Genomic DNA, 13,167 nt, shown 5'->3' with positions numbered 1-13,167 from the left:
GCACAGTCAGTAGCGGCGATTCCACTCGCCATCGGCCAGAATCTTATCGGGCTTGCCCATGAAGTAGCGATAGTAGGCGTCGTAGGCGAGGACGTTCTTCACATAACCACGCGTCTCCGAGAACGGGATGGTCTCGATAAAGGCCACGGCATCGAGGCGACCGCCGCTGTTATTCAGCCAGCTGCGCACGCGCGATGGTCCGGCATTGTAGGCCGCCGAGGCGAAGATACGGTTCTGGTCAAACTGCTGATAGACATACTCCAGATACTGCGTACCGACCTGGATATTGGTCTGCGGGTCCAGCAGCTGGCTGCTGTTCACATAGCCGGGGATGTTATACATCTTCACGGTGTGGGTCGCGGTGGCGGGCATGATTTGCATCAGGCCGCTGGCGCCCACCGGTGAACGCGCTTTCGGGTTCCACGCGCTCTCCTGGCGCGAAATCGCCATGGCATAGCTTTGCGGAATGCCTTTGTCGCCGGTGTACTGCTGGAACAGATTCTGCCACGCCAGCGGGAAGCGCTCTTTCAGGCTGTCCCACATTTTGGCGGTGATGGTCGCCTGCACGCTGAGATCCCACCAGTCCTGTTCGTTGGCGTAACGCGCCAGCATCTGCTGCTGTTCGCGGGTTTTGCTGGAAATCAGGTTGGCCCACTCGCTGCGCGCCAGGTTATCCATCCCCCAGTACATCAGCTCGCGCACCCTTGCCAGCTCCGCGCCCTGCACCAGGCTGCTGTCCGGCGTCGGGGCTTTATCCACCTGCAACGGATAATCCACGCCCAGCCGCTGCGCCGCCACCATCGGATAGAAGCCACGCGCCTGCATCAGCTTACGCAGGATCTCGTCGGCTTCATCTTTGCGCCCCTGGGCGATCAGCAGATCGGCCTGCCAGTACTGCCACTCATCCTTCTCTTTGGCCTCCACCGGCAGACGGGCAATCCAGGTATTCAGTCCGCGACGATCGTCGTTGCCCAGCGCCAGGCGTACGCGCCGCTCAATCAGCGTGGTCGATTCGCTGTTCATCACCACGTTGTCGCGCCAGCGCGCCTGCTCCGGGGTGGCATCGTTACCCATCAGACGCCAGGCCACGATCTCCTTCAGCGCCTGTTCATCCTCCGGCCCCATCTTCTGCGACTGCACCAGAATCGGAATCATCAGCCGGGCATTTTCCACATCCTGACGCGCCACGCGGGCAAAGGCATAGGTGGTGGCCTGACGGGTAAAATCGGTTGGCCCGACGCTGCTGGCAAAGCTGGTGATGGTTTGCGGATTCTGCTGCAACGTCATCACCGCATTGGCCATGGTCTGGTAATCCGCCGGTAGCGTCTTCGCGAGGAAGTTGACCAGGCTGTCGTTGCCCTCTTTCATCGCCAGACGGATACGTTCGAGGACAGTGATCGGCGAGAGTTGCCCGGAGGCCTGCCAGACGGAGAACAGCTGGTCGCAATCGTTGGGCAGCGACGTGCCGCGCAGCCAGATGGCTTTGGCGCCGTCAAACGCCGCCTGCTGCTGGCCGGTCGCCCATTTGGCGTAGTACCAGTTACAGCGCGCCTGTACCGGTTTGGGTTCTTCCGGGCTGAAACTCAGCAATTCCTGCCAGTCCTGGCGATGCGCCAGCACATTGACAAAACGGGTGGAGAGCGAGCGCGCCGGCGGCAGCGTCGGGTATTGCTGAATAAAGTTTTTCACCGCCAGCGGCGTCTCCTGATCGAGATCCTGCGCCAGCATCCGGTATTGCAGATAAGGATAGAGCGGGTAATCCTGCAGCGTTGGCATCAGCTGTGCCACGGTATCCATCTGCTTGTTATCCCAGGCTTGTTTGATCTGGGCATAACGCTGTCGTTGCTGATCAAGCGAATCGGCCCACACGCTGCCGGCCGCACTGACCAGACAGATCCCTATCATCCAGTTACGCCACTTCTCCACTACGCTCTCCTCTTTGTGCTGCGATCCGGCTGCATGCCAGACTTCCTTCATGCTAACCAGGCCAACCGTCTCTTGCCATGTTCTTCATAAAATTTACGCTGGCGCACCGCTATCGACCAGTTGGTGCGCTGCGATTGTGCATTAATTCATCACAAAAACTTATCGTAAAACCATTAATGCTGCCTGATCATCCTGTTACAAAAATGGCACGCCCTTTGCTCTGTTGAATTCCATCTTGTATACCAGTTGGAATTCACCCATGGCATCGACTTTTGGCTTTACGATTCAGGATTGGCAACAGCGCTACCAACAGGAACCGCAACAAATTACCGCCCTGCTGGAAGCGCACCTCGCCGCAATGGATAAGCAGGACAACGCCTGGATCTATCTGGCGACGCCCGCGCAATTACAGGCGCAGATTGAGCCGCTGCTGGCCAGCTATCTGCGCAACCCGGCCGCGCTGCCGCTGTTTGGCGTGCCCTTTGCGGTTAAAGACAATATCGATGTCGCAGGCTGGCCGACCACCGCCGCCTGCCCGGCGCTGACCTACACCGCCGACGCCGATGCTGTCGTCGTCGCGCGCCTGAAAGCAGCCGGTGCGGTGCTGATCGGCAAAACCAACCTCGACCAATACGCCACCGGCCTGGTCGGCACCCGTTCGCCGTATGGTGCGGTAAGCAACACCTTCAACCCGGCCTACGTCAGCGGCGGCTCCAGCTCCGGCTCAGCCTCAGTGCTGGCGCGTGGTCTGGTGGGCTTCTCCCTCGGCACCGATACCGCGGGTTCCGGGCGCGTACCGGCCGGGTTCAACAATATTGTCGGCCTGAAGCCGACCAAAGGCTGGTTCTCCGCCAGCGGTTTACTGCCCGCCTGTCGCCTGAACGACACCATCTCGGTATTTGCCCTGACGGTGGAAGATGCCTTTGCCGTGGCCAGCGCCGCCGGAGGTTATGACGCGGACGATGCCTATTCGCGCAGCAATCCGCACACCGCTCCGGCCAGCATGAAGGCACACCCTGACTTTGCCATCCCGGCTAATCCGCAATTTTTCAATGATAAACTGGCCGAAGCCGCGTGGGACAGCGCGCTGGAACGTCTGCTGGCGAGCGGTGCGACCCTGCATCCTATCGACTTCACTCCCTTCCACCAGCTGGCCGAGCAGCTTTATTACGGCCCGTGGGTAGCCGAACGCACCGTGGCGGTCGGCGAGATGATCAACCGCCCGGAAGAGATGGACCCGGTGGTGTACGGCATCGTCAGCAGCGGCCTGAACTACAGCGCGGTGGATGCCTATAAAGCCGAATACCTGCGCGCCGAACTGACGCGCCAGATTCAGCAAACCCTGGCGCAGTTCGATGCCGTGGTGGTGCCGACCTCGCCCACCATCCACACGCTGGCAGAGATGCAGCAGGAGCCGGTGCATTACAACTCGCAGTTCGGCACCTACACCAATTTCACCAACCTTGCCGATCTCAGCGCACTGGCGCTGCCTGGCCCGTTCCGTGCTGATGGTCTGCCTGCGGGCATCACGCTGGTGGCACCGGCCTGGCACGACCGTGCGCTGGTTGAGTTTGGCCTGCGCTGGCAGCAACAGCTGGCGCTGCCGCTCGGCGCCACCGGCAAAGCGCAACCGGCTCAGCACGCCGCGCTGCCGCTCTCCGCCGATCACGTCCGGGTGGCGGTGGTCGGCGCGCACCTGACCGGTATGCCGCTCAATTTCCAGCTCACCACCCGCCAGGCGGTTCTGGTGGAGGAGACCACCACCGCCAGCCACTACCGGCTGTTTGCCCTGCTCGATGGCCCGATCAAAAAACCGGGTCTGCTGCGTGATGAGCAGGGAGCGGCCATCACCGTTGAGCTGTGGGATATCCCGCTGGCGCGCTTCGGCGAGTTCGTGGTGGAAATCCCCGCGCCGCTGGGAATAGGTTCGCTGACGCTGGCCGATGGCCGCGTGGTGAAAGGCTTTATTTGTGAACCGGCGGTGCTGAAGCAGGCACTGGAGATCACCGAATTTGGTGGCTGGCGTAAATGGCTGGCAGCGCAGGGGAGTAAATAATCATGTTCAGTACCGTTCTGATTGCCAACCGGGGCGAAATCGCCTGCCGCGCCATCCGCACGCTGAAACGCCTTGGCATCAAAAGCGTAGCCGTCTATTCCGATGCGGATCGCAACGCGCGCCATGTGAAAGACGCCGATGTGGCGATTGCCCTCGGCGGCGACAAAGCCAGCGACAGCTACCTTAAGATTGACAAAATTCTCGCCGCCGCACAGGCAACCGGGGCGGAGGCCATCTGGCCGGGCTACGGTTTTCTCTCCGAAAGCCTGCCGTTTGCCGCCGCCTGCGAAGCAGCGGGCATCGTCTTTGTCGGCCCGACGGCCCGGCAGATTGGCGAATTCGGCCTCAAACATCGCGCCCGTGAACTGGCGGCCAGCGCCGGGGTGCCAATGACGCCCGGCACCGCGCTGCTCAGCTCGCTGACGGAGGCGCTGGACGCCGCTGAGCGCATCGGCTATCCGGTGATGCTGAAAAGCACCGCTGGCGGCGGCGGTATCGGCCTGACGCGCTGCGCCGACGCTGACGCCTTACGTAACGCCTGGGAGAGCGTGCGTCGCCTCGGTGAACAGTTTTTTAGCGATGCCGGCGTGTTTCTCGAACGCTGCATCGATCGCGCCCGCCACGTCGAGGTACAGATTTTTGGCGACGGCAACGGCAAGGTGATCGCCCTCGGCGAACGCGACTGCTCGCTGCAACGCCGGAATCAGAAAGTGGTGGAAGAGACCCCGGCCCCTAACCTGCCGCAGGCGACGCGTGACGCGCTGCTGGCTTCCGCCGTCCGTCTTGGCGAACAGGTGAACTATCGCAGCGCGGGCACGGTGGAATATATCTACGATGCCGAACAGGACGCATTTTATTTCCTCGAAGTGAATACCCGCTTGCAGGTAGAGCACCCGGTGACGGAGTGCGTTACCGGCCTCGATCTGGTGGAGTGCATGTTGCAGGTGGCGGCGGGCGACAGCCCTGACTGGGCGCGGATGCAGCAGGCGCCGCAGGGAGCCTCGATTGAAGTGCGCCTGTATGCCGAAGATCCGCTAAAAAACTTCCAGCCCAGCCCTGGCGTGCTGACCGGCGTCAGTTTCCCGGACGACGTGCGTGTTGACGGCTGGATCGCCACCGGCACCGAGGTCTCGGCGTATTACGATCCGATGGTCGCCAAGCTGATCGTCCATGCCGACAGCCGCGCAGCCGCGCTGGAAAAAATGCAGCAGGCGCTGGCGGCCACCCAGCTGCACGGCATCGCCAGCAACCTCGATTATCTGCGCCAGATCGTCGCCACCGACGCCTTCCGCAGCGGCCACGTCTGGACCCGCTTTCTCGATGGCTTCACCCCGGCCGCCAGCGTGATTGAAGTGCTGCAACCGGGCACCTTCAGCACCATTCAGGATTTCCCTGGCCGCCTCGGCTACTGGGACATCGGCGTGCCGCCCTCCGGCCCGATGGATGATTTCGCCTTTCGCCTCGCCAACCGCATTGTCGGCAACCATGCTGCCGCGGCGGGTCTGGAATTTACCCTGCAAGGCCCCACGCTGCGTTTCCACAGCGCTGCGGTGATTGCCCTGACCGGCGCCGATTGCCCGGCCGACCTTGATGGCGAACCCGTCAGCTACTGGCAGCCGGTGTCGGTCTGCGCCGGTCAGACCCTGACGCTCGGCCGTGCGCAGAGCGGTTGCCGCACCTATCTGGCGGTACGCAACGGTTTTGATGTGCCGGAATACCTCGGCAGCCGTGCCACCTTCTCGCTCGGCCAGTTTGGCGGTCATGCCGGACGCACCCTGCGCGTGGCCGATATGCTGCCGATCTCCCAGCCTCAGCTTCCGGCCTGCACCACCCCCGCGCCGGTCAGCGAGCCGCAGGCCATCGATCATGCGCTGGTGCCGCACTACGGCACCGAATGGCGCATCGGCGTGCTGTACGGACCGCATGGCGCACCGGATTTCTTCACCGAAGACGCCATTGACACCTTCTTCGCCAGCGACTGGCAGGTGCACTACAACTCCAACCGCCTCGGCGTGCGCCTGGTGGGGCCGAAACCGAGCTGGACGCGCGCCAACGGCGGTGAAGCCGGGCTGCACCCCTCCAACGTCCACGACTGTGAATACGCTATCGGCGCGGTGAACTTCACCGGTGACTTCCCGGTGATCCTCACCCATGACGGCCCAAGCCTTGGCGGCTTCGTCTGCCCGGTGACCATCGCCAAAGCGGAACTGTGGAAGGTCGGCCAGGTGAAGCCGGGCGATCGCATCCGTTTCCACCCCATCAGCGCTGACGAAGCGGTGGCGCTGGAGAAAGCCCAGGCGCACAGCGTGGCAACCCTGCGCAGCACGCACGCGCCAGCCTTTGCGGTGCCGTCTCTGACCGCCAGCGACATCGGCTCCGCTACCCTGCTGGCCGGGTTGCCAGCGACCGCCAGCACCCCTGCCGTGGCCTATCGCCAGGCCGGTGATAAATACGTACTGATTGAATACGGCGACAACGTACTGGATCTGGCGCTGCGTCTGCGCGTGCATCTGCTGATGAATGCGCTGCGCGCGCGCGCCGTGCCCGGCGTAGAGGAGCTGTCGCCTGGCGTGCGCTCGTTGCAGATACGCTATGACAGCCTGATCCTCAGCCAGTCGCAGCTGATGGCGCTGCTGCTGGAACTGGAAGCCGGACTCGGCGATGTCAGCCAGCTGAAAGTGCCGTCACGCATTGTCTGGATGCCGATGGCGTTTGAAGACAGCGCCACCCTCGGCGCGGTAGAGCGCTACAAGGAGACGGTGCGCGCCAGCGCGCCCTGGCTGCCCAACAACGTCGATTTTATCCAGCGCATTAATGGCTTAGCCAGCCGCGAGGCCGTGCGCGATACCCTTTTCAATGCCAGCTACCTGATTCTGGGCCTCGGCGATGTTTATCTCGGCGCGCCCTGCGCGGTGCCGATCGATCCCCGCCACCGCCTGCTGAGTTCGAAATACAACCCGGCGCGCACCTTCACCGCCGAAGGCACCGTGGGCATCGGCGGCATGTACATGTGCATCTACGGCATGGACTCGCCCGGCGGCTATCAGCTGGTGGGCCGCACGCTGCCGATCTGGAACAAATTCCTGCAAAACGATCAGTTCGCCGCCGACGAACCCTGGCTGCTGCACTTCTTCGATCAGGTGCGTTTCTATCCGGTCACTGAGGAGGAGCTGAACCAGTTGCGCGACGACTTTCGTGCCGGGCGGACACACATCCGCATTGAAGAGACGCTGTTCGACTTTGCGGCGCATCAGCAATTCCTCGCGGCAAACGCGGCCTCCATCGCGGAATTCCGCGCCCGTCAGGCCACGGCTTTCGAGCAGGAAGTGACGCTATGGGCGCAGGAAGAACAGAACGCGCCAGCGGCCAGCGATGCGACGCCGCTGGCCGCTGACGTGGACGTGGACGACGACGCGGCGCTGGCGGTGAGCGCCGATATGAACGGCAACATCTGGAAAGTGCTGGTGCAGCCGGGCGATACGGTGGCCGCCGGTCAGACGCTGATCATCGTTGAAGCGATGAAGATGGAACTGGCGATTGTCGCGCCGCAGGCAGGCACGGTGAAACGCATCGCCTGCCAGGCAGGCCGTCCGGTGAGTCCGGGCGACACCCTGTTGTGGCTGGAATAAGGAATTCGCATGAGCACAAGCCCGCAACGCAGCAAAGGCCGTCCGGAAGCGCTGGCCGAAAAAGTTTACCAGGCGCTGAAGAACGATATTTTCGAGTTTCGCCTGATGCCTGGCGACCGCTTTAGCGAGAGCGAAATCGCTGAACGGATGGAGGTCAGCCGCACGCCAGTGCGTCAGGCGCTTTTCTGGCTGGAGCGCGAGGGCTATGTCGAGGTGTGGTTCCGCAGCGGCTGGCAGATTAAGCCGTTCGATTTTGCATATTTCGAAGAACTGTATGACTTCCGCACCGTGCTGGAGTGCGAAGCGGTGCGCCGCCTCTGCGCCCTGCCGCCCGCGCAGTGCGCTGCAACGCTGACCGAATTGCAGGCGTTCTGGATCGATGATGCACGGCTGGAAGACGGCAAAGCGGTGTCGCAGTACGACGAAGCCTTTCATATGGCGCTGGTCAGCGCCACCGGCAACCGGGAAATGGCGCGGATTCACGCCGAACTGACCGAAAAGATTCGCATCATCCGTCGTCTCGACTTCACGCGTGACGACCGGGTCGATGCCACGTACCGCGAGCACGCTCAGATTTTACGGGCGATTTTTCAGCAACGCACCGAGGAGGCACAGCGCATTCTGACCGAGCATATCGCCGTCAGTAAGGCGGAGGTCAGGAAAATCACTTTACACATGTTACAGCAGGCCCGGCTTCAACCCATTGAATAACAACATATGACACATTTAGGGGTTTAAACGATGAAAAGACGTTCGTTGCTTAAGGCTTTCGCTCTCTCCGCTACCGTCGTCAGCATGGGCTTTGCCTTTGGTGCTCAGGCTGCTGACACCATCAAGGTGGGGATCATGCACTCGCTCTCCGGCACCATGGCGATCTCGGAGACACCGCTGAAAGATGTGGCGCTGATGACCATCGATGAAATCAATGCCAAAGGGGGCGTGCTGGGCAAAAAGCTGGAGCCGGTGGTGGTCGATCCCGCCTCCAACTGGCCGCTGTTTGCCGAGAAGGCCCGTCAGCTGCTGACGCAGGACAAAGTGGCGGTGGTGTTTGGCTGCTGGACCTCGGTATCGCGCAAATCGGTGCTGCCGGTGTTTGAGGAGCTGAACGGCCTGCTGTTCTATCCGGTGCAGTACGAAGGGGAAGAGATGTCGCCGAACGTGTTCTATACCGGCGCCGCCCCGAACCAGCAGGCGATTCCGGCGGTGGAATACCTGATGAGCGAAGATGGCGGCAGCGCCAAACGCTTCTTCCTGCTGGGCACCGACTACGTCTATCCGCGCACCACCAACAAGATCCTGCGCGCCTTCCTGCATTCGAAAGGGGTACAGGATAAAGATATCCAGGAAGTCTATACGCCGTTTGGTTACAGCGATTACCAGACCATCGTTTCCAATATCAAGAAGTTCTCCGCCGGGGGTAAAACCGCGGTGATCTCCACCATCAACGGCGACTCCAACGTGCCGTTCTACAAAGAGCTGGCTAACCAGGGCATTAAAGCCACCGACATTCCGGTGATTGCCTTCTCGGTAGGCGAAGAAGAGCTGCGCGGCATCGACACCAAACCGCTGGTGGGCCAGTTGGCGGCGTGGAACTACTTTGAGTCGGTGGATAACCCCACCAATGCGAAGTTTGTCGCCGATTACAAAGCCTATGCCAAAGCGCATAACCTGCCGAACGCCAATACCGTGGTCACCAACGACCCGATGGAAGCGACCTATGTCGGCATCCATATGTGGGCGCAGGCGGTGGAGAAAGCAGGCACTACCGACGTGGATAAAGTCCGTGCGGCAATGGCCGGACAGACCTTCAAAGCGCCGGACGGCTTTACCCTGACCATGGATAAAACCAACCACCATCTGCATAAGCCGGTGATGATTGGTGAAGTGGAAGAGAACGGCCAGTTCAACGTGGTGTGGCAGACCGACAAACCGGTACGCGCCCAGCCGTGGAGTCCGTATATCGCCGGTAACGACAAGAAGCCTGATTATCCGGTGAAATCAACCCAGTAATGTTGGCGGTCGCCATAAATGGCGACCCTACAACAGGTGTGCACGAATGTAGGGTCGGCATTAATGCCGACCTGGTCAATCACCGCATGGCACCAAACCGCAACCACAGGGCCAGAACCATGATAATTCGCCGCTTTCTCTGCTGTCTGCTGTTGCTCCTGCCGTGGCTGGCACAGGCGGGCGATGGCGCAGATTTCATCGCCGCCAGCCGTACCCAGCAGGCCACGCTGCTCCAGCAATGGGCCGCGGCGCCGCAGGCCAGCCGTCTGCCGCTGCTGGAAGCGCTGCGCAATGAAACCGTGGTCGCCGACCAGAACAAACAGCCCTTCAGCAAGCAGGGCGACAACATCCTCCCGCTCGACAGCGCGAAGCAGCCGAGCGGGGAAACCAAAAAACTCTTTATGAACAACCGGCTGCGTGTGCTGATTGCCAGCGCCCTCGCCGCGCATCAGTTGGTCAGCGCTGACCCGGCGATCCGCCTGCGCGCCGCCCAGCAGCTGCAAAATGACGATGCCGCCGACCAGCTGCCGCTGATTGAACAACGCCTCGCCAGCGAAAAGGACAGCCAGGTGCACGCCACCCTCGCGATGGCTGCCGCCAACCTGCAACTCGCCAGCGCGGATGCGCAGGTGCGCCTGAAGGCGGTAAAACTGCTGGGTGAATCGAGCGACCCCAATATGCAGGCCAGCCTGCAACAGCTGACGCAGCCCGGCAACGAACCCGATGCCCAGGTGCGCGCCGCCGCCGCGGACAGCCTGCAACAGATCAAACACCGCCTGATGTGGGGCGATCTGATCGGTCAGGCGTTTACCGGCCTGTCGCTCGGATCGATCCTGCTGCTGGCCGCCCTCGGTCTGGCGATCACCTACGGCCTGCTCGGCGTAATTAATATGGCGCACGGCGAAATGCTGATGCTGGGCGCTTACGCCACCTGGCTGGTGCAAAGCCTGTTCCAGCAGTTCGCGCCGCAGTGGCTGGCGTGGTATCCGGTACTGGCGCTGCCGGTGGCCTTCCTGATCACCGCAGTGATGGGCATGGTGCTGGAGCGTACCATCATCCGCCATCTGTATGGACGCCCGCTGGAAACGCTGCTCGCCACCTGGGGCATCAGCCTGATGCTGATCCAGCTGGTGCGTATGCTGTTTGGCGCGCAGAACCTGGAAGTCGCCAACCCGGACTGGCTCTCCGGCGGGTGGCAGCTGCTGCCCAATCTGGTGCTGCCGTATAACCGTATCGCGGTGATCCTGTTTGTGTTTGCGGTGCTGGCGCTGACCTGGCTGCTGCTGAACAAAACCCGCCTCGGCCTCAGCGTGCGCGCCGTGACGCAAAATCGCGCCATGGCCGACTGCTGCGGCGTACCCACCGGACGCATCGATATGCTGGCCTTTGGCCTCGGTTCCGGCATCGCCGGGCTGGGGGGCGTCGCCCTATCGCAGCTTGGCAACGTTGGCCCGGAACTGGGTCAGGGCTACATCATCGACTCCTTCCTTGTGGTGGTACTGGGTGGCGTCGGCCAGCTGGCGGGCACCGTGGTGGCGGCCTTCGGCCTCGGCATTCTCAACAAAGTGCTGGAGCCGCAGATTGGCGCAGTGCTGGGCAAAATCCTCATCCTGGTGTTGATCGTGCTGTTTATTCAGAAGCGTCCGCAGGGCCTGTTTGCCTTTAAAGGGAGGGTGATTGACTGATGAGCCAGCCGCTAACGTTACGCGCGGCGCGCAAAGCTCCCCGCCTGACCCTCAGCCTCGGCGCGATCGTCGTGCTGCTGCTGTTGATCATGCCGTTCTTTGCGCTGCTGCCCGCCAGCCACCCGCTGGCGATCTCCACCTACACGCTGACGCTGGTCGGCAAAATCCTCTGCTATGCCATCGTCGCGGTGGCGCTCGATCTGGTGTGGGGCTATGCCGGGCTGCTGTCGCTCGGTCACGGCCTGTTTTTCGCCCTCGGCGGTTACGGCATGGGGATGTACCTGATGCGCCAGGCCTCAGGTACCGGGCTACCGGCGTTTATGTCGTTCCTGTCGTGGAATGAACTGCCGTGGTTCTGGGCCGGCACCCAGCACTTCGCCTGGGCGCTGTGTCTGATTGTGCTGGTGCCCGGCCTGCTGGCGCTGGTGTTTGGCTTCTTTGCCTTCCGCTCGAAAATTAAAGGCGTCTACTTCTCGATCATGACTCAGGCGCTGACCTATGCCGGGATGCTGCTGTTCTTCCGCAACGAAACCGGCTTTGGCGGCAACAATGGCTTCACCGGTTTTACCACCCTGCTCGGCTTTAACGTCACCGCCACCAGCACCCGCATCGGGCTGTTTGTCGCCACCGTGCTGCTGTTACTGGCGAGCCTTGGCATCGGCTTTGCGCTGGCGCGCAGCAAGTTTGGCCGGGTGCTGACCGCAGTGCGCGATGCGGAAAACCGTCTGATGTTCGTGGGTTACGATCCGCGTGGTTTTAAATTGTTTGTCTGGACTCTCTCCGCGGTGTTGTGCGGGCTGGCGGGGGCGTTATATGTGCCGCAGGTCGGCATTATCAACCCGAGCGAAATGTCCCCCACCAACTCCATCGAAGCGGCAATCTGGGTGGCGCTGGGCGGACGCGGCACGCTGATTGGCCCGCTGCTCGGCGCGGCGATTGTCAATGGCGCGAAAAGCTGGTTCACCGTTGCGTTCCCGGAATACTGGCTGTTCTTCCTTGGCCTGATGTTTATCCTCGTCACGCTGTTCCTGCCGCGTGGAGTGATTGGCCTGCTGCGCCGGAGGAAAGATGACTGAACAACTGTTTACCCAACCCCACCCTTCCGATCGCCATCGCGATCAAAGCGATCCGGTGCTGTTGCTGGAAAATATCAACGTGTCGTTCGACGGCTTCCACGCGCTCACCGATCTGTCGTTGCAGATTGGCGTCGGCGAGTTGCGCTGCGTGATCGGCCCGAACGGCGCAGGCAAAACCACGCTGATGGATGTGATCACCGGCAAAACGCGGCCGGATAATGGCCGGGTGATTTACGACCAGGATACCGATCTCACCACCCTGTCGCCGGTAGAGATCGCCCGCGCCGGGATTGGCCGCAAGTTCCAGAAACCCACGGTCTTTGAAGCATTGACGGTATTCGAAAACCTTGAAATTGCACTGAAAAATGACAAGTCGGTCTGGGCCAGCCTGCGCGCCCGCCTCAGCGGCGAGCAGCAGGATCGCATCGATGACGTGCTGAAACTGCTGCGGCTCGGCGGCGAGCGCCAGCGCAAAGCGGGTTTGCTGTCGCACGGCCAGAAACAGTTTCTTGAGATCGGTATGTTGCTGGTACAGGACCCGCATCTGTTGCTGTTGGATGAACCCGCGGCAGGCATGACCGATGCGGAAACCGAGTACACCGCCGAACTGTTCCGCAGCCTCGCCGGTAAGCATTCGCTGATGGTGGTGGAACACGATATGGGCTTTGTCGAGACCATCGCCGACCACGTAACGGTGCTGCATCAGGGTCAGGTTCTGGCCGAGGGATCGTTGCGTGAAGTGCAGGCCGACGATCGGGTTATCGACGTTTATCTGGGGCGCTGAG

8 protein-coding genes are annotated in these 13,167 nt (G+C 61.7%); 7 read left to right on the top strand and 1 reads right to left on the bottom strand.

The window, feature by feature from the left end; translation table 11 throughout:
- Window positions 1-6 precede the first annotated feature (6 nt).
- Window positions 7-1,926, bottom strand: a complete 1,920-nt coding sequence (sltY, locus tag AC6I8V_RS03210) for a murein transglycosylase (protein WP_497845752.1) — start codon at window positions 1,924-1,926, stop codon at window positions 7-9.
- Window positions 1,927-2,185: 259 nt separating this feature from the next.
- On the opposite strand from sltY, the gene atzF reads away from it, so the two are divergent.
- The 7 genes from atzF to urtD all read left to right on the top strand — a co-directional run bounded on the left by atzF (window position 2,186) and on the right by urtD (window position 13,166).
- The gene (gene atzF, locus AC6I8V_RS03205) at window positions 2,186-3,982 is read left to right on the top strand and encodes an allophanate hydrolase (protein ID WP_497844487.1); all 1,797 of its coding nucleotides are present in this window, start codon (window positions 2,186-2,188) and stop codon (window positions 3,980-3,982) included.
- Window positions 3,983-3,984: 2 nt separating this feature from the next.
- Complete coding sequence (gene uca / locus AC6I8V_RS03200; protein WP_497844486.1) at window positions 3,985-7,611, top strand: urea carboxylase; 3,627 nt, start codon at window positions 3,985-3,987, stop codon at window positions 7,609-7,611.
- A gap of 9 nt (window positions 7,612-7,620) precedes the next feature.
- Window positions 7,621-8,322: a GntR family transcriptional regulator gene (locus AC6I8V_RS03195; RefSeq protein ID WP_497844485.1), complete on the top strand. Its 702-nt coding sequence runs from the start codon at window positions 7,621-7,623 to the stop codon at window positions 8,320-8,322.
- Window positions 8,323-8,352: 30 nt separating this feature from the next.
- The gene (gene urtA / locus AC6I8V_RS03190) at window positions 8,353-9,621 is read left to right on the top strand and encodes an urea ABC transporter substrate-binding protein (RefSeq protein WP_021184799.1); all 1,269 of its coding nucleotides are present in this window, start codon (window positions 8,353-8,355) and stop codon (window positions 9,619-9,621) included.
- A 119-nt stretch (window positions 9,622-9,740) separates the two neighbouring features.
- Entirely contained in the window at window positions 9,741-11,306 is a 1,566-nt protein-coding gene (urtB, locus tag AC6I8V_RS03185) for an urea ABC transporter permease subunit UrtB (protein WP_497844484.1), read from the top strand.
- On the top strand, window positions 11,306-12,382 hold the full coding sequence (gene urtC / locus AC6I8V_RS03180; protein ID WP_497844483.1) for an urea ABC transporter permease subunit UrtC: 1,077 nt from the start codon (window positions 11,306-11,308) through the stop codon (window positions 12,380-12,382). Before urtB ends, urtC begins: the two co-directional genes overlap by 1 nt.
- Entirely contained in the window at window positions 12,375-13,166 is a 792-nt protein-coding gene (gene urtD, locus AC6I8V_RS03175; RefSeq protein WP_497844482.1) for an urea ABC transporter ATP-binding protein UrtD, read from the top strand. Before urtC ends, urtD begins: the two co-directional genes overlap by 8 nt.
- Window position 13,167 lies beyond the last annotated feature (1 nt).

The organism is Pantoea sp. X-Soil-TKNS-1207, assembly GCF_059730485.1.
Note: the sequence above shows the minus strand (reverse complement) of the source record. Positions and strands in the feature narration are given on the sequence as shown.